Here is an 18,008-nt window from a genome sequence, read left to right as displayed (position 1 = left end):
ATCTCTCCTAATTTACTCTTTTTGGCTCTTCTATAACCTCAACGTCGATGATCTCGCCATCATCTTTTTTAGTACTTTGTTCGCTAAAATTTTGAAATTTAAACTCTTGATAACTCTCGTTTTTGGCTGCATTTTTCTTAAACACTAAAGAAAAAACGACTACGGCTATACCAAAAATATCTGTTAAAATTCCCGGTAAAAACAAAAGCATTCCGCCAAAGCTAAGCCCTAACTGGCTAAATAAATTTCCGCCAAGAAAGCTTTTAAACGCCACTTGAGGCGAATTTAAACTAGAAAATCCAGCATTAAAAAGAAGTGCGATGCCAACAAATCCAGAGACCAGCACCTCAAGAAAGTAGTTTAAAAAGCCAAATTTATCAACAAAAAGATAGATAAATATCGCTTCTATCAAAAAAAACAAAAATGCAAAAAATCTCATAAGCTTTCTTTTATCTTTTTAAAGGCTTCGTTTACGCCGATCGTTTCTTTGCTTAAACCATCTCTTGTTATAAACTCAACCTTGCCATTTGCAAATTCTTTACCCACAAGCAGCGCATAAGGGAAGCCGATGAGTTCAAAGTCATTCATCTTAACGCCAAATCTCTCGTTTCTATCATCGATGATGACGCTAATGCCAGCTTTTTTAAGGCTCTCATAAAGCTCAAATGCAAATTTTACGCCCTCTTCATCTTTTAAATTTGAGATGATGATCTCCACGTCAAACGGTGCGCACTCTTTTTTCCAGATGCAGCCCTTCTCATCGTGGCTAGCCTCTATCATCACAGCGATAAGCCTGCTAATACCAATACCGTAGCAACCCATCAAAAATGGCTTTGCCTTGCCGTTTTCATCAAGATATGTCGCATTCATCGCAGCTGAATATTTATCGCCTAGCTGAAAGATGTGACCGACTTCTATACCCTTGCTAAGTTTTAAATTTCCGCCACACTCTGGGCATTTATCGCCCTCTTTTACCTTTACAAGGTCTTTAAATCTCTCTTCGTTAAATCCGCTAACACTAACGCCAACAAAGTGGTAATCCTTTTCGTTGGCACCACATATCATATTATTTGCGCCTTTTAGCTCGTTGTCTATATAAAATTTCACATCTTTTAGCCCAACCGGCCCACAAAATCCAGCCACAAGCCTAGCTTTTATAATCTCTTCTTCGCTAGCATCGACAAGTTCGAGCGCATTACAAGCATTTTGTGCCTTTGTCTCTTGAAGCTCGTCATCACCTCTTACGAAAAAAACCACAACTTCTTCTTTGTCTTCATAAATAGCTTTTTTAATAACAGCTTTTATGCAGTAAAACTCGCTAACTTTGAAAAATTCTGCCACACCTTTTATAGTCTTTGTATCCGGTGTCTTAAATTTAGCCGCATCAGCCTCTGGCGTTTCAGCATCTGTTGTTCTAGCTTTTCTTCTAGCAGCCTCTATATTTGCAGCGTATTTGCAAGCCTCACAGCAAAGGATGTCATCTTCGCCATTACTTGCAAGCACCATAAATTCTTTACTGCCGCTACCACCGATAGCTCCACTATCAGCCTCAACAGCTCTAAAATTTAGCCCCAGACGAGTGAAAATTTTACTATAAGTTGCCTCCATAAGGTCAAACTCACGCTTTAGATCCTCTTTACTAGAGTGAAAACTATAAGCATCTTTCATTGTAAATTCTCGTCCTCTTAGCAATCCAAAGCGTGGTCTTGCCTCGTCACGAAATTTGGTGTTTATCTGGTATAAATTTAGTGGTAGCTGCTTGTAGCTAGTCACCTTGCCACGTACTAAAGCAACGGCTGCCTCTTCGTTTGTAGGGCTTATAACAAAGTCATTTTCTTTTCTATCTTTAAAGCGTAAAAGCTCCTTGCCAAAGACATTGTAACGTCCACTTTGCTTCCAAAGCTCACTTGAAGTAACCACGCTAAAGCTCACCTCTAGCGCCCCAGCCTCATCCATCTCCTCTCGTGCGATACGAGAAATTTTCTCATGCATGATCTTTCCAAGCGGCAGATAGTTATAAAGACCAGAGCCTATCTGCTCAACAAATCCACCTCTTATTAAAAATTTATGACTTGGCAAAGAGGCGTCTTTTGGCGCTTCTTTGGTCGTTGGTGCATAAAATTTACTAAATCTCATCTATATCTCCCACTTGAAAATTTTGCTCTTCTTTTATATCAAATAAAAATCTAACTCCATTTGAAAGCTCGCTAGACCTCTCCTCGTCCGCAAGGCTTTTTAGCTTCATCGTTGGCTGATGTAAGAAGGCTTTAAAAACTTGATGAATGAGCTTTTGTGCCTCCTCATAATCACTATGTTTTAAATATCCTTTTTTTATCGCTTTTTCTAGCTCGTTTTTAGCGCAAATTTCAGCTTGTTTGCGGATAGATTTTATTAGTGGCACACTCATATCTTCTTTTAAAATTTTTAAAAATTCGCTTGTGCCTTGACCTACGATCGAATAAGCCTTTTGTGCTTGCTCCTCTCTTAGAGCTAAATTTTTCCTTACTATCTCCTCTAAACTATCAACCGTATAGACGCTAATAAATTCTGTATTTATAAGATCAATATCCCTTGGCACGGCAATATCGAAAAAGTATCTATGAAATTCTCTTGGTTCGATTATGGCATTTGTGATGATCGCGTGCGGGGCTGCGGTGCTTGAAAATATTAGATCGTAATTATTTACATACTCTTTTAATTTTAAAATGCTATCCCAACTAGCGTTATCACCCAGGCTATCAACTAGCTGCTCAACACGCTCGGAGCTTCTGTTTATGATGATGACTTCTGCGCCACTTGATATGAGGTGTTTTGCTGCTAGCTCGCCCATCTCACCAGCGCCTACGACGATAGCAGTTTTTCCTTCAAGCGTGCCAAAAATTTCTTTTGCTTTTGCCACAGCTACGCTTGAAACAGAGATCGGGTTTTTAGAAATTTGAGTTTCGTTTCTAACTTTAGCAGCGCATTTACATGCATAATGGATGATTTTACTGATTTGTTCGCCGCAAGCTGAGCTATCGTAAGCAAATTTAAAGGCATTTTTTAACTGACCAACGATCTGCGTTTCGCCGACGACTAGGCTATCAAGCGAGCTTGCCACGGCAAAGAGGTGGTGCACGGCTCCGCTATCTTCATAAATATCAGCCCTCTCATAAAGCTCATCTTCAAAAACACCTGAAAATACAGACATGCACCTAAATGCATGCGTTGTTGCACTTTCTAGATCACTAACGCTTGCAATTATCTCAACGCGGTTGCATGTATTTAAAACCATACATTCGTTTATACTTTTATTTGATCTTAGTAGTTTTAAAATTTGCTCTTTTTTCTCATCGCTATCAAATGCAAGCTTTTCTCTAACTGAAATATCAGTATTTTTATATGTAAAACTTATATCTAAATAGTGCATTAAAATTCCCTATCTATCATACTTTTTATAATCCCTTCAAGCTCGGCGTTTTTATACTCTTTTATCGCTTCTATCGCTTCATTTCCAAGCCTTTTGGCTTCATTTATGGCTTTACTCAGTGAGCTAGTTTTATCAAAATTTTCTTTTAGCCATGAAATTTCGTCCGCGTTTAACTTCTTTGCCCAAAGCGATCTAAGCTTTGTTTTACCAGCCTCGTCCAGGCTCTTATAAAGATAAATGTAAGGAAGTGTCGTTTTGCCTTCGACAAAGTCATTGAGTGCTGGCTTGCCAAGCGTTTTCTCATCTTGAGTTATGTCTAAGATGTCATCAACGATCTGAAACGCAAGGCCTAAATTTTTGCCGTAAATTCCAAATTTCTCACTATCTTTGCCAGCTAGCTTTGCTCCGCAAATAGCCGTGGCTTCTATCAAACAGCTGTTTTATAGTAGATCATTTTTAAGTATTCTTGCTCGTTTTCATTAAAATTTTCAGCCATTTTCACATCCATCATCTCGCCGATACTTAGCTTGCTGACTGCATCTGAGATGATAGCTGCGATGCTTGAATCAAATTTTGTAAGCTCAAAATAAGCCTTTGAGTAGAGGATGTCGCCCAACATAACCGAGTTTTTACTACCAAAAAGCGCGTTTATGCTTGGCTTGCCGCGTCTTATATTTGCCTCGTCTATGACGTCGTCGTGAAGCAAACTTGCAAGGTGGATGAGCTCGATGATAGCGCAAAGTTTAAGTGAAATTTCGCTCTCACCTGCGATCTTTAAAAGAAGTTTTGAGCGTAGCTTCTTGCCTGAGCTTATCTTTAAAAACATCTCAAACGCCTCTTTGTAGCCAAGCTCGCTTATAAATTTACCCATTATTTCATCGATTTTATCCATTTTTATCCTTCTATTTAGCCTCATCTGGATCTCTAAAACCCACATCCACACGCTTGCTCTCATCTAGCAGAGCCACCCTAAAATGCGCCTTTTTATCCTTAAAATCAATAAATGATATATAAAGACTCACGCTCTCATTTGGCGGCATCGTAAAATCAGGCAAAACTCGCTGCATATAGGTGTTTTGTCCTTGTCTTAGCGAAAAGACCATCTGCCTTGGATAGCGCCTAAAAAAGCTTTGCACGGTGATATTTGTGCTATCAAATAGCGTCCAGCGAAAGTCAAATGTTTCAACCCTTTGAGTTCGCTTCTCAGTTATAAAAACTCTTGCCCACTCATCTTTTTTAAGCTCAAACGTATGCACGGAACTTGGGTCAAAATTTGGCTCCTTAGCAAAGACAAGAGCAGCCAACAAAGCAATGAGCGCGAAAATCTTACTCATTTTGGCTTAAAATTTCTCCGCTAAGCTCGATATATAGGTCATTTACTCCATTATAAATTTTATCTTGCTCTGAGACTATAAAATTTCTAATCTCGTCCTCGCTAACGCCATGCTTTTCACAAAGCTCGCTCATAGCCACAAATTTTTCAAAAATTTTATCTATCTCGTTTTTAACCAAAACAGCATTTGCGTTAAACAAAATGTCATAAAATTTATTCCTCGCACTGCCCTCAAATATATCTATCATCGCTGTTTCTTTGAAAATTTCTTAAGATTATAGCCAATTAAAACTAAGTTAAAAATTTAATATTATCTCCCAAGCTTCGCTAATATTTTTAGCATTATAGGTCGCTGTTTTACTCTCCTCGCCAAATCCCCAGCTAACTTGCAAGAAAGGCATATTTGCATTTTTAGCAGCTAGCTCGTCTTTTAGGCTATCTCCAATAAAGATCGCTTTGCTAGCTCCAGTTTTACTAACAGCTAGATGAAGCATCGCAGGATCAGGCTTTTGCGGTATCTCTTTGCTAGCGCCGATAACCTCGTCAAATAGCTCATAAATTTCATTTTTCTTTAAAATTTTCTCTAACGTATCATGTGGCGCGTTGCTTGCCAAAACAACCTTGTAATGAGCCTCTTTGCACTTTTGCAAAAGCTCTTTTACGCCCTCATATGTAGTCGCGCACTCATCGTAAAATTTCTTAAATTTCTCTTCAAAACCCTCTTTTAAGCTCCTGCTTGGCGTGTCGATGCCATAAAATTCAAGGGGCAAATTTCTACCTGGCTCATTGATCGTTTTTATGATAAATTCTTTTTCAAGTGGCGATAAATTTAGCTCATCTCTTACTTCATTTACTGTTTTATATATTGCCTCGCCGCTATCGATCACGGTGCCATCCATATCAAAAACAACTACTTTCAATCCTCATCCTTAAATTTATTTTTATGTTTTTCTTTCTTATATGTCTTTTGATTTTTTAGCTTATCAAGTAGATTTGCCGCCTTTAAAAGCTCCTCTTTTGGGGCGTTTTTGATAAGCAAATTTATAAAATTTTCTAGTGCCTTTGAGTATGGCTGATCAAGATAGACAGCCTCTACTTTTTCGATGACTTTCGCGTTTTTCTCCACTCTTTGGCGAAATTCAGCCTCGTCAAAATCATCTCTTTTTAGACCATTTATCGCTGATTTTGCAAATTTTTCTAGCGCACGAAGATATTTTACACGCTTAAATTTGTCCGTAACTTGGTTCAAATTTTTCCTTTTTTTGGCAAATTATATCAAAATTTGATTTTATCCCCTAAATTTTGGCTTTGCTAATGTATAATTTACGCCAAAATTACTTAAACAAGGAGCAAAAATGAGACAAGAAACCGCTGCGATCCACGTAGGCTACGATACACATGAAGGCTTTGGCACGATGGCTGTGCCTATTTTTCAAAGCACAGCTTACGACTTTGGGAGTGCTGAGACAGCCGCAGCTAGGTTCGATCTAAAGGATGGCGGCCACATCTACACAAGACTTGGCAATCCAACGACAGATATCTTTGAAAAAAGGGTCACTGCACTTGAGGGCGGAGCCGCTGCGATAGCGACTGCAAGCGGTCAGTCAGCTTTGTTTTACAGCATCATAAATTTAGCCCAAGCAGGCGATAACATCATCATCGCTAAGAAAATTTATGGCGGCACGACGGTGCTTTTTACGCATACGCTCAAAAGATTTGGCATAGAGGCCAGAGTCTTTGACAGCGACACGGCCGATGATCTGGAGGCCTTGATAGATGATAAAACTAGGGCTATATTTTTTGAAACACTCTCAAATCCGCAGATTTCTATCCCAAATATCGAGAAAATCGTAGAAATTTCAAATAAATATGGCATCATCAGCATCACTGATAACACTGTGCCAACACCTATCATCTTTCAGCCACTTCGCCACGGTATCGATGTTTGCGTGCATAGTGCGAGCAAATATATGAGCGGTCAGGGCCTTAGCCTAGCAGGTGTGGTCGTAAGTGCAAATCACCTAAACGAAAAGCTAAAAGGCAACAAAAGATATGAGCATTTTAATGTGCCAGACGCTAGCTATCACGACATCGTCTATGCTGATATGACGGATCATTTTGACATCTATACGCTAAGAATGAGGCTTGCTATCGTGCGCGATATCGGTGCTGTGATCTCTCCGTTTAACTCTTGGCAGCTCATACAAGGGCTTGAAACGCTTGCTGTTAGGGTTGAGAGACACTCGCAAAACGCCCTAAAAGTGGCTAAATTTCTAAACTCTCACAAACATATAAAAAGTGTGGCATACCCAGGGCTTGCCGACAACGTGGATCACGCAAAGGCGCAAAAATACTTTAAAGATGGCATGGCAAATGGGCTATTTTGCTTTGATACTGATAGCTTTGAGCGTGCAAAAAAGATGCTAGAGCGCGTAAAACTCTTTAAGATCGTGGTAAATATCGGCGATACAAAGTCGCTCATCACGCACCCGGCTTCAACTACGCACCAACAGCTAAGCAGCGAAGAGCTAATCAAAGCTGGCATCACAAAAGAGCTGATAAGAGTTAGCATAGGCCTTGAAAATGCTGAGGATCTGATAGCTGATCTGGCTCAAGCCTTAGAATAAAGAAATTTCTAGCTCATTTGGGCTAGAAATTTAAATTTTACTCAAGCTTGCCATGTATCCTCTCGCACTCTTTTGCTTGCCTTATAAATTTTATAACGAAAAAGATGACAAGTAGCGGCACGCTTATATACCAAAAGGCAAAAAAGGCGAGCAGAAAAAACATAAATAAGAATGTTGCAAAATATACCAAGACTGCAAGGATGATACTGTCAAGCATTCTGCCTCCCATTTTGCTAGCGTTTTATTGATTTTATAAAAAGCAAAATAAAATGAGACTGAACGTATTTGTTTTGGCCTTAAAATTTGAGCAAGGCGGTAAGCGAAGCCAAGATTTTAGTAGGTAACTCTTGCGAGTAAATAGAATTTCAAAAATTTGTAAAAATATAAAATCCCATTTGTGATACTTCTATTCAAAAGGGAGACAAGGGGACTCAAGTTATGGTCTGCTTGCAGTTGCGAGCTTGCGAAGCAAAGCCGTCCCCTTATCCCCCCTTTAATCCCTCAATCACCTCGCACATCAGAGGTAGCACACAAAGGTGCTAACGCACCGCATGCTATTAAAAACTCTGGCAAATTTTAAAATTTATGAGCGAGCATATCACGGCTCTAAATTTAGTACTAAACGAAGTGTAGCCTAAATTTAGTAGTCTGCTAAGGCGAGTGAGTAAAGTTTTAAAATTTACAAAAAGAAATAAAATGTGGCAATTTTTATCAAAAATTTTAATAAGTCAAATACTTAACCGTATCTTGATAAAGCACTTGATTTTCGCATTGTATCAGCAGCAAGTCATTTTCTTCAAAGATTGTTGAGCCAGTCGGCTTTTGATACTCGTTTTTACGCTTTATTAGAATTATTAAAAACTCAGTTGGAAGCTCAAGCTGAGCCAAATCTTTGCCAATTAGTTTTGAGCCATAGTGAATGGTGTGCTGACGAAGTGTGTAGCTTAAGATCGGAGAGTTTTCTACTGACTTAACATCCTCTTGCTCACTCTCTTTGACCTTAAATTTATCAGCCGCAAAGCCAAGCGACATACCCTGTATCAAAATAGAAATCAAAACCATAAAAAATATAATGTTAAAAATCATATCCGCATCACGTACGCCATCGACATAAACATAGGTAGCTAGCACCACTGGCACGACGCCTCTTAGCCCAACCCAGGAGATAAAAATTTGCTCATTTATCTTAAATTTTGAAAATGCAAGTGATGCAAAAACACCAAGTGGCCTTGCAAAAAACATAAGCCATAAGGCCAAAACAAGCGCTAACAGCGCAGTTGCAGGAAGTTGTGAGGGATTTACCAAAAGACCAAGTGTTAAAAAGACAACTATCTGCATCGTCCAAGCGATACCGTCATGAAAACCGACTAAATTTTTCTTATGAGAAAACTCTTTTTTGTTTATGAAAATTCCAGCAATATAAACAGCCAAGTAGCCATTGCCACCAACTTTAAAGCAAAGTGTGTATAAAAGCAATATCCAAGCGATAGAAAAAACTGGATAAAGGCCCCAGCTTTTTAGGCGAAGTCTATTAAAGATAGCTGGCAAAGCAACGCCAAATAAATAGCCCATAGCGATACCTATGCCAAACTGCTTAACCAGTGTAATCGCCCACTCTGACGCACTTGGAGTGCTATTTAGTGAGATCATTTGAATGATCGTCATAGTTAAAAATATCGCCATTGGATCGTTTGAGCCAGATTCAAGTTCAAGCAATGGTGCAATGCTATTTTTAAGTGAAATTTTCTTAGCTCTTAGTATGGCAAATACCGCTGCTGCATCTGTTGAAGAGATGATGGAGCCTAGCAAAAAGGCCTCTGCCCAGGTAAAATCAAGCAGATATTTTGCAACTGGAGCGATGGCTAGCGCGGTTAAGAAAACGCCAAGTGTAGCAAGTGCTAAACCTCTAGCAAAAATAGGTTTAATCGCTGCAAAATCAGTATCTAGCCCACCAGCGTAAAGTATAAAAATAAGTGCTAGCATACCGACATTTTGAGCAATCATTTGATCATCAAAATTTACACCCAGCAAGCCGTCTGAGCCAGCCAACATGCCAACGCCTAAAAATATTATTAAAGATGGAATTCCAAATTTATCAGAGATCTTACTTAAAAGAATGCTAGTTATAAGCAAAACCGCAAAAAATAGTAGTAAATTCTCCAAACAAACTCCACAAAATTATATTAAATCATACTTTCAAAAGCTTCAAATTTTTCTTGATTTGAAAGCATTTCAAGCAATACACCATAATTATCTTTTATCTCATCTTGAAGCTTAGTAGTAAGCTCTTTAGCGTTTCTTCCGTCTTTTGGATAGCTTACTATTAAATCAATTGGCTCAGCGTTTAAAAACTCTTGAATACCTGATAATAGTTCGCTAGCTCCTCTTTCATTTGTTCCATGAAGCACGACTACATAATGCTCATTCTCTCTTACAACGACGTCAGTTTGTCTTAAAAATTTTTCAAAGAGTTCACTATACTCTTTAGTACTTGGCAAAGAAAAATATATCAAAGATAAATTTTTTGCATAATCTTTTACATTTTTATAACGATTTATAAAAGCTATTTCAAGATCTATTATTGATAAGATATCAACTGGTGAGAAAATTTTTGCTGCCATTTTTAGCCCTCTTTTGTTTATTATGTTTTATTTAAGTCACTATTATATCTTGTAAATTTTCAAAAACAAAGACATTCATTCCGTTTTTGTATTCGTACCTAAATTTGAGTCCATGAGCATCAAGTATATTGCTAACTATATATAAACCTAGGCCAAAACTCTTTTGAGTATCCTCTCCTTTGATAAATGGCTGGATATAAAAGTCAAGATCATTTTTTAGCTTCTCGCCTTGAGTTATAAATTTCATATGATCCTTACTAACAACGATATTTACGTGCTTATCAGTTGAGTATTTTATGCCATTATCTATCATATTTTTTATAGCGACTGAAAATAGCTTGAAATCAACAAGCACCCTAACCTCATCAAGCTCACTGACACCAACACACTCTTTTTCTACCATGGCTATATCGATTGCCTCATCGATGAGATCCCTCATAAAACATGGCGTTTTATTGCTAAGTCCTATTTTTGATGTTATCTGCTCGATCGCTGCAAGTTCGTTTATTAAATTTTCAAGCTTATGAAAGACAGAGATCAGCCTCTCTTGATTTTTACTTTTTTCTATCATTTGAGCGGCTATCAGGCCTTTTGTGATAGGAGTTTTTAGCTCATGCATGATATTTCTTAAGAAAAGATGCCTTGAGTCATTAAGCGCCTTGATCTGACAAACCGCCTCATAAAATGCCTCTGAAACCTCAGAAATTTCATCCTTGCCGTTGCCAACATTTTGCACACCATCAAGCTCACCATTTGCAAATTTTACGATCTGACGCTTTAGCTTTCTAAGTGGTTTTATCTTATATATGACAAAAATGTAAGCACCTAGCAAAATGACCGCAACCACCAAAAAAACAGCCTTTATCACCTCGTATCTGTAAGGCTGAAATTCTTTATCCATTAAAAGCTTTAACTCGTCTAAATGCTCAATCCTTAAATAATGATGCTTGTCATAAAGCAAGATCGCACTAGATCCTAGATCGCTTGAAATTTCTTCTAAAACGGTCGCTTGTTTTAAAATTTCATCTTTTCTCTTCTCGTCTTTAATCTCTGGCATATCAATGTTTGAAAGCTGGCGGTCGTACTGAGCTTTATTTATGATGCCACCCATATAAAATAAATTTGTCCTAGCAACGTTTGAGTATTTGTTATTTAGCTCTCTTGTATAGTTTTGCTTATCAAAGCCCATGAGCCACAAAAAAGCTAGAAATATCGAAACGAGCGCAAGGGCAAAGATAAAAGTTATGGTTATAAAAATAGAAGATCTTGGCATCAAAGAACCAATTTATAGCCGATACCACGGATCGCGTGGATGTATTTTGGCTCTTTTGGATTTTCATTTAGTTTTTGGCGAATTCTGCCGATGATGACGTCAATACTTTTGTTTGAGCTATCTTCATTTATGCTCTCGCAGTTATAGATAAGCTCCTCTCTAGTAACCGCTCCGCCCTCTTTTAAAAGTAGATATTTTAAGATATCGTATTCTGCGGCAGTTAAATTTAGCACGTTTCCTTTAAATAAAATTTCACGCTCAAATTCTTTTAAAACCAGGTCTTTATTTAAATTTCTCGCTTCATTTGGTGGGGTGATACTCTGCCTTCTTAGATGACTTTTGATACGAGCCAAAAGCTCTTGTGGGTCATATGGCTTTGGCAAATAATCATCCGCTCCGTTATCAAGAGCATTTACCTTATCCGTTATATCATGTCTTGCACTTGATATGATAATAGGAATATTGTGATTTTTCCTGATCTCTTTACAAACTTCCAATCCATCCATACCAGGCAATGTAAGATCTAGTATCACTAGGTCAAATTTACTTGTATTTAGCGTAGATAGTCCGATATATGGCTCTTCAGCAGTTACTACTTCAATATCGTAGTTTTCTAGATATTCGGTTAAAATTTCAGCAAGCTCCATATCATCTTCTATCATTAAAATTCTAGTCATGATCTTTCCTGTTGTAAATTTATTTTTAAGGATTATAGCAGATTAAGATTTTAAAAATTTAAAAGGGTTAAGAGCTGAAATTTCAGCTCTTATATGATTATTTTATAACAAGGCCTTGTATGATACCGCCGCGATTTATCCACACTAGTGTCTTTTTACCTTTTGTATTTTTGACTGTATTTGCAAATGTTTGAAGATCTTTTATGCTCTCTTCGCCAACTTGCACGATCACATCACCTCTTTCAAAGCCAAAGTCTTCAGCTTTTGAGCCTGATTTTACATCAGTTACTAGCACGCCTTGAGTATCTGGGCTGATTTTGTATTTATATCTTATCTCATCGCTTAGATTACTGACGCTAAGTCCTTCGATGATAATGCTTTTTGCTATGTCTTTTGAATTGTGATCAGCGTTTGCAAGCTTGATTTTTGCATTCATTATTTTATTTGATCGCTCGTAAGTTATATCAACGCTGCTATTTGGAGTTAGTGAACCGATGAAATTTTTAAGATCATTTGCGTTTTTTATAGTTTTATCGTTAGCTGATATGACTAAATCGCCTCTTTTTAGTCCAGCTTCATCTGCTGGCATGCCTTGCTCTACGCCACTTATTAAAGCACCTTCTTTATTTGTGTAAAGCTCTTTTTGCTCATCAGTTAAATTTGCAATCGTAACGCCGATAAAGCCACGCTCGATCTTACCGTCAGTTATCAGCTTTTTAGCGATATCTTTTACCATATTTGATGGAATCGCAAAGCCAATGCCGTTATTGCCACCACTTTTTGAAAGTATGGCTGAGTTTATTCCGACTAAATATCCTCTGCTATCAACTAAAGCGCCGCCTGAATTTCCTGGGTTTATAGAGGCGTCTGTTTGGATAAAATTTTCATATTGATTAAGTCCGATATTATCTTTATTTAGGCCTGAAATGATACCTTGAGTGATACTTTCACCAACGCCAAATGGATTACCTATTGCAAATACGACATCTGCGTCAAGTAGTTTTGACGAGTCTGCAAAAGTGATTGCATTTAGTCCGTTTGCCTCTATCTTTACGACGGCTAGATCGGTTTTTGGATCACTTCCTATTAGCTTTGCTTTATACTCTTTACCACCATTTGCAAGGGTTACGACTATTTGGTCGCTATCTTCTATAACGTGGTTATTTGTAACGATATATCCATCATTTGAGATAATAACGCCAGAACCAAGCGAAGTAGTTTTTTCTTTTTCTTTTGGTTTTGCAAAGTTAAATCCAAAAAATTCATTGAAGAAAGGGTCATTAAACATCTGCTCAATAGCAGCGTTATTTACCGTTTTTGTAGTTGAGATATTTACAACTGAAAGCTTTGCCTGAGCGATCGAGTCATAATAAGAAAGTACGCTATTTTTATCGCTAAGTGGCGAGACTCTCGTGATATTAGAGTTAGCTTCATTAAATTTAATATCAGCCCCCACTAAAAAAGAAGCTGCTACTAATGAAATTAGCACAATCTTTTTCATTTTTTTCCTTTAAACTAAAAATTTTTGCAAATTATAAATATAGTGAAAAAATAAAATCTTAACACTTTTTCTTGTTATTAAACAAAAATAAACTTGACTTGCATAGACTAAAGCTTTGTGATATAATCCGTATCAAAAAAATATAAGGAGAATATATGAGTGAAAGCTTATATGAGACTTTAGGGGTTTCAAAGGGTGCCTCAAGCGACGAGATAAAAAAAGCTTATAGAAAACTTGCCAGAAAATATCACCCGGATATCAATAAAGACCCTGGAGCAGAAGATAAATTTAAAGAGATAAATGCTGCTTATGAAATTTTAAGCGACGATAAAAAACGAGCTCAATACGACCAGTACGGCGATACTATGTTTGGCGGTCAAAATTTCCACGACTTTGCTAGTAGTTCAGCCGATATGGGCGATCTAAATGAAATTTTAAAGAATATCTTCTCAGGTGGCTTTGGCGGCGGTGGAGCTAAATTTAGCAGCGGATTTGGTAGTAATTTTGGAGGCTTTGACGGATTTAGTAGTGGTGGATTTGACTTTGGTGGAGCTGATCTAGACGTAAATGCAAAAATTTCTATACCATTTGACGTAGCTGTAACTGGTGGTGAACATAAGATAAATTTTAATGGCGAAAGCATTAAGATAAAAATTCCAAGCGGCATAGAAGGCGGCGAGAAGCTTCGTGTAAAAGGCAAAGGCAAGAGTGCTGGTGGTCAAAAAGGCGACCTCATACTTGCCATTAGCGTTGAGCCAAGCGACGAATATGAAAGAGTCGGAGATGACCTTTATAAAGATATAGAAATTCCACTAAAAACTATGCTTTTTGGCGGAAAAGTCGATGTACATACTTACAAAAAAGATGTCACGATTAAGATCGCTGAGAACTCAAAAACAGGCACAAAGATCCGTTTAAAAGGGTATGGCGTGCAAAACAGAAAGAGCGGAATTTATGGCGATCTTTACTTAAAAGCCAGGGTAAAACTTCCAAATATTAGTGAGCTTGATGAAGGCTTAGTAAAAGAGTTAAAAGAAAAATTACCGGAGTAAAAAATGCAAAATTATGAAGAACCACTTTTTTTAATAAGCGTTGTTGCAAAGGTTTTAAGCATACATCCACAAACTTTAAGACAGTATGAAAGAGAGGGACTTATCGAGCCATCAAGAACAGATGGCAAGATGAGGCTCTACTCACAAAAAGATGTTGATCGCGTAAAAACTATACTAAATTTAACCCGCGAACTAGGTGTAAATTTAGCCGGCGTTGATGTGATACTTCAGTTGAAAGAAAAAATTGACGATTTAGAATCAACTATTGATGAGCTAAATAAAAAATTACACGAAGCTACCAGTCAAACTAGCACAAAAAGATCGCTTGTAAAGAGAAAAAATAGCTTTGATCTAGTCTTTTATGAAGGTAAAAAATAATTTATGGAACAAATTTTAGAAGGTTTCTTGCTTGTTGCAGCGATCTCAGTCGCATTAAACGTCATTTTTAAAAAATTTCAGATACCAACCATCATCGGCTACATCGTAACAGGTACACTTATATCAGAATTTTTCAACCTAAAAAGCAATGATGAAATTTCTCATATCGCGGAATTTGGTATCGCGTTTTTGATGTTTACCATTGGGCTTGAGTTTAGCTTTAAACACTTAATGGGTATGAAAAAAGAGGTTTTTTTAAACGGTGGCTTACAGGTTTGTTTAAGTGGCTTTATAATGGGCGTGATGCTTTACTATGCCCTTCACTTAAAAGACGAAACGGCACTTATTGCAGGTCTTGCGCTTGCACTCTCATCAACTGCGATCGTGCTAAAGACGCTAAACGATAGTGGCGATGTGAGCAAAATTTACGGTAGAAAAGCACTTGGAATTTTACTATTTCAAGATATTGCAGTTATCCCTATTTTGCTTATGATAGATATGTTTAGCTCGCAAGATGCTTCAATAAATGAGCTTTTACTAAAGACATTTACAAGTGCGATTATTCTTATCGTTGTGCTGTTTTTACTTGGTAAATATGTCATCAACTGGATATTTTATAAAGTCATTCAAACAAATTCGCAAGAGGTTTTTATAGCTACGATTTTATTTATGGTCGTTGGCTCCAGTACTTTGGCTCACTTTTTTGGCTTCTCATACTCTTTGGGTGCATTTTTGGCCGGTATGATGATGGCTGAGACGCAATATAAACACCAAATTCGAAGTTGATCTTATTCCTTTTAGAGATTTACTTCTTGGGCTATTTTTTATAACCGTTGGTATGCAGATAAATTTTGCTGTCGTCGTCTCAAACATCTGGCTTGTTCTTGGCCTAGTATTTAGTGTCATGGTGATAAAAGCAGTTGTCGTTTTTGCTATCTTAAACATCTACTTAAAGCGAAGAGTTGCTGCAAAAACTGCACTTAGTGTTTGTCAAATAGGCGAATTTGCACTAGCTGTTTTTGGACTAATGACTACTAGAAATTTACTTGATATACAAACAGCTCAAATTTTTATCGCAGCATCAGTTGTGTCGATGTTTGCCACGCCTTTTATACTTAAAAAACTAGACGCAATAGCAGACCTCATAGAACGTGAAATCGTTGTTGAGCCAAATGAAACCCTAAAGCCACAAAAAATAAAAAATCACATCGTGGTTTTTGGCTATGAGAGACTTGGACAAGAAGTCGTTTTGAGACTAAAAGAGACAAAGCTTTTATATCTTGTGCTTGATAATGATATTAGTCTAGTTGAGCTTGGTAGGAGCCGCGGGGAAAATGTATTTTTAGGTAACGTTCTTCAAAGCCATACACTTGAAAATGCCTGCCTAAGCGATGCAGCCGCTGTTATTATAACCGTTAACAATGAGCAAAGAGTGGAGCTCATCGCGCAAAAGATAAAAGACTACGGCGTAAATACCCAAACTATAATAAAAATAAATGGCGAGGGCAATAAAGATATTTTTGGTGAGCTAGGTAAAAATTTTCACCTAATAAATGAAGAGCGTGTCATGGCAAAAACACTAGTGCACGAGGCTCTTCAATGCAAAATCGATCATGATATAAGGGCGTAAAAGTATAAATTTATCCTAGAAGTTTATGAGTTTATGCCAGTTTTAAAATAATCTTTTAAAAATAACTTTTACAAGCAATGAGTAAGCCTGAGTCTCTAGGCTCTACTCATTTCTTAAAGTTTGAAGCACATTTACTTCTGTGGCTTTTTTAGCTGGATAATAAGACGATATAGCCACGATAAATACAGCTCCAACTATAATAAGCACAAGATCGATGGTTGAAAGCTCGAGTGGTAGTTTGCTTGAGCCATAAACGTCAGCCGGCAAGTCTATAATGTTGAAATTTCCAAGCAAAAATAGCCCTAAAAAGCCAAGCGCTAAGCCAAATATAATGCCACCACCGCCGATTACTAGCCCTTGATAAAAGAAACTTCTTTTTATCTCGCTTTTACTAGCGCCAAGTGCAAGAAGCAAGGCGATCTCTTGCCTGCGGTTCATCACTGTCATTAGTAGCGAGCTTATGATATTTAGCGACGCCACAAGGATAATAAGCATCAAAACGATAAAAAGTGCCCTTTTTTCAAGTGCGAGTGCTGAGAAAAAGTTGCCATTTTGCTCCCACCAACCAATGGCAACCGTGCCAGCCGGAAGTCCCTCACGCACTCTTTTTATATCATCAAATGGCTTATTTGAAAAAATATGAATTCCATCATAAACGCCTTTTGGATAGTCTAAAATTTTCCTCAAAGCCTCAACCGAAGTATATGAAAATGCCTTATCATAGGCGATGAGCCCAGATGTAAATGAGCCGCCAATGTCAAAGCGCTTCATCTTTGGCGTTAGTGAAAAGCCAGCTGGGTCAGCCTTTGTAAAGATAAGCGTTAGTTTTTCATCATTTCTTAGTCTAAACTCACTCGTTATGCCACTTCCCACAAGTATCTCAAAGCCGCTTAACTCTTTATCTTTTAAAGCTTCGTTTACAACCGAGTTTATCTGTTTTTCATCTTTAAAATTTACGCCATAAACCAGTCCGCCCTCAAGTGCATTTGCCGAGCGGTAAATGACCTGTGTGCTTATAAATGGACTAAATTTTAGGTCGCTAAATCTAGCCTTTAGCTCATCAACAAAGTCATCATCAATAGAGCCTTTAAAGGCACTTTGAACGGTTATTGGATAGTTCATCGTAAAAAGTTTACGCTCAAATTCTTTATCAAATCCATTCATAATCGCCATCGCAACGATCAAAACCATAAGTCCAATGCTAACACCAAGAAAGGCAAGCAAGGCACTTAGGGTGATAAATGGCTGAGTTTTATCAAATCTTAAATATTTAAAAAGTAGGTACTTTGGTAAGCTTGTCATCAAATAGCCTTTAAAAGATTAAGGCGCTTTTGGCGCCTTAAAAGTAGAAATTTTAAGCAAATATGCCTTTTTTAGGGCCACTTTTTCCGTGGCAATCTTTATATTTTTTACCACTTCCACAAGGGCATGGAGCGTTTCTTGGTATCTTTTTTTCAGGCGTGAAATTTTCATCCTCGCCTTGGTTGTTATAGCTTAAATTTTCATT

At 37.6% G+C, this 18,008-nt stretch carries 17 protein-coding genes and 3 pseudogenes; 4 read left to right on the top strand and 16 right to left on the bottom strand.

The window, feature by feature from the left end; all coding sequences use genetic code 11:
• Positions 1-7: 7 nt before the first annotated feature.
• The 8 genes and pseudogenes from TH67_RS07085 to TH67_RS07050 all read right to left on the bottom strand — a co-directional run bounded on the left by TH67_RS07085 (position 8) and on the right by TH67_RS07050 (position 5,991).
• Positions 8-439: an FxsA family protein gene (locus TH67_RS07085; RefSeq protein WP_072594952.1), complete on the bottom strand. Its 432-nt coding sequence runs from the start codon at positions 437-439 to the stop codon at positions 8-10.
• Positions 436-2,136 carry a proline--tRNA ligase gene (locus TH67_RS07080; RefSeq protein ID WP_072594951.1) on the bottom strand — a complete coding sequence of 567 codons (1,701 nt, stop codon included), beginning with the start codon at positions 2,134-2,136 and terminating at the stop codon, positions 436-438. The genes TH67_RS07085 and TH67_RS07080 overlap by 4 nt, the downstream gene beginning before the upstream one ends.
• Positions 2,126-3,409 carry a glutamyl-tRNA reductase gene (hemA, locus tag TH67_RS07075; protein ID WP_072594950.1) on the bottom strand — a complete coding sequence of 428 codons (1,284 nt, stop codon included), beginning with the start codon at positions 3,407-3,409 and terminating at the stop codon, positions 2,126-2,128. Before hemA ends, TH67_RS07080 begins: the two co-directional genes overlap by 11 nt.
• Positions 3,409-4,301, bottom strand: a pseudogene (locus TH67_RS07070) (polyprenyl synthetase family protein). Before TH67_RS07070 ends, hemA begins: the two are co-directional and overlap by 1 nt.
• A gap of 10 nt (positions 4,302-4,311) precedes the next feature.
• Entirely contained in the window at positions 4,312-4,743 is a 432-nt protein-coding gene (locus TH67_RS07065; protein WP_072594949.1) for a hypothetical protein, read from the bottom strand.
• Positions 4,736-4,990: a DUF2018 family protein gene (locus TH67_RS07060; protein WP_072594948.1), complete on the bottom strand. Its 255-nt coding sequence runs from the start codon at positions 4,988-4,990 to the stop codon at positions 4,736-4,738. The genes TH67_RS07065 and TH67_RS07060 overlap by 8 nt, the downstream gene beginning before the upstream one ends.
• 48 nt (positions 4,991-5,038) lie before the next feature.
• Complete coding sequence (locus TH67_RS07055; RefSeq protein WP_072594947.1) at positions 5,039-5,662, bottom strand: HAD family hydrolase; 624 nt, start codon at positions 5,660-5,662, stop codon at positions 5,039-5,041.
• The gene (locus tag TH67_RS07050; RefSeq protein WP_072594946.1) at positions 5,659-5,991 is read right to left on the bottom strand and encodes a hypothetical protein; all 333 of its coding nucleotides are present in this window, start codon (positions 5,989-5,991) and stop codon (positions 5,659-5,661) included. Before TH67_RS07050 ends, TH67_RS07055 begins: the two co-directional genes overlap by 4 nt.
• Positions 5,992-6,097: 106 nt before the next feature.
• Between TH67_RS07050 and TH67_RS07045 the strand changes: the two genes are divergently transcribed.
• Positions 6,098-7,369, top strand: coding sequence for an O-acetylhomoserine aminocarboxypropyltransferase/cysteine synthase family protein (locus TH67_RS07045; RefSeq protein ID WP_072594945.1), 1,272 nt, complete (start codon positions 6,098-6,100; stop codon positions 7,367-7,369).
• Positions 7,370-7,406: 37 nt separating this feature from the next.
• Here TH67_RS07045 and TH67_RS07040 read toward each other — a convergent pair whose 3' ends face one another.
• The 6 genes from TH67_RS07040 to TH67_RS07015 all read right to left on the bottom strand — a co-directional run bounded on the left by TH67_RS07040 (position 7,407) and on the right by TH67_RS07015 (position 13,441).
• The gene (locus TH67_RS07040) at positions 7,407-7,586 is read right to left on the bottom strand and encodes a transformation system protein (RefSeq protein WP_072594944.1); all 180 of its coding nucleotides are present in this window, start codon (positions 7,584-7,586) and stop codon (positions 7,407-7,409) included.
• 503 nt (positions 7,587-8,089) lie between these two features.
• Positions 8,090-9,532, bottom strand: coding sequence for a potassium/proton antiporter (locus TH67_RS07035; protein ID WP_072594943.1), 1,443 nt, complete (start codon positions 9,530-9,532; stop codon positions 8,090-8,092).
• Positions 9,533-9,552: 20 nt separating this feature from the next.
• Complete coding sequence (locus tag TH67_RS07030; protein ID WP_021090991.1) at positions 9,553-9,990, bottom strand: hypothetical protein; 438 nt, start codon at positions 9,988-9,990, stop codon at positions 9,553-9,555.
• A 31-nt stretch (positions 9,991-10,021) separates the two neighbouring features.
• Entirely contained in the window at positions 10,022-11,263 is a 1,242-nt protein-coding gene (locus TH67_RS07025) for an ArsS family sensor histidine kinase (protein ID WP_072594942.1), read from the bottom strand.
• Complete coding sequence (locus TH67_RS07020) at positions 11,263-11,940, bottom strand: response regulator transcription factor (protein ID WP_072594941.1); 678 nt, start codon at positions 11,938-11,940, stop codon at positions 11,263-11,265. The genes TH67_RS07025 and TH67_RS07020 overlap by 1 nt, the downstream gene beginning before the upstream one ends.
• 97 nt (positions 11,941-12,037) lie before the next feature.
• On the bottom strand, positions 12,038-13,441 hold the full coding sequence (locus TH67_RS07015; protein ID WP_072594940.1) for a Do family serine endopeptidase: 1,404 nt from the start codon (positions 13,439-13,441) through the stop codon (positions 12,038-12,040).
• A gap of 155 nt (positions 13,442-13,596) precedes the next feature.
• On the opposite strand from TH67_RS07015, the gene TH67_RS07010 reads away from it, so the two are divergent.
• The 3 genes and pseudogenes from TH67_RS07010 to TH67_RS07000 all read left to right on the top strand — a co-directional run bounded on the left by TH67_RS07010 (position 13,597) and on the right by TH67_RS07000 (position 16,501).
• Positions 13,597-14,493: a DnaJ C-terminal domain-containing protein gene (locus TH67_RS07010; RefSeq protein ID WP_072594939.1), complete on the top strand. Its 897-nt coding sequence runs from the start codon at positions 13,597-13,599 to the stop codon at positions 14,491-14,493.
• A gap of 3 nt (positions 14,494-14,496) precedes the next feature.
• On the top strand, positions 14,497-14,871 hold the full coding sequence (locus TH67_RS07005) for a heat shock protein transcriptional repressor HspR (RefSeq protein ID WP_072594938.1): 375 nt from the start codon (positions 14,497-14,499) through the stop codon (positions 14,869-14,871).
• Positions 14,872-14,874: 3 nt separating this feature from the next.
• A pseudogene (locus tag TH67_RS07000) lies at positions 14,875-16,501 on the top strand (cation:proton antiporter).
• Between the two features lie 102 nt (positions 16,502-16,603).
• Here TH67_RS07000 and TH67_RS06995 read toward each other — a convergent pair.
• Positions 16,604-17,803, bottom strand: coding sequence for an ABC transporter permease (locus TH67_RS06995; protein ID WP_072594937.1), 1,200 nt, complete (start codon positions 17,801-17,803; stop codon positions 16,604-16,606).
• Positions 17,804-17,855: 52 nt separating this feature from the next.
• Positions 17,856-17,957 (bottom strand): annotated as a pseudogene (locus tag TH67_RS10845) (SEC-C metal-binding domain-containing protein); the annotation flags it as partial.
• Between the last annotated feature and the right edge of the window lie 51 nt (positions 17,958-18,008).

The sequence above is a fragment of the Campylobacter concisus genome (assembly GCF_001891085.1).
GTDB classification, from domain to species: domain Bacteria; phylum Campylobacterota; class Campylobacteria; order Campylobacterales; family Campylobacteraceae; genus Campylobacter_A; species Campylobacter_A concisus_O.
The sequence above is the reverse complement of the archived record's forward strand: the minus strand, read 5'-3'. Positions and strand labels throughout refer to the sequence as shown.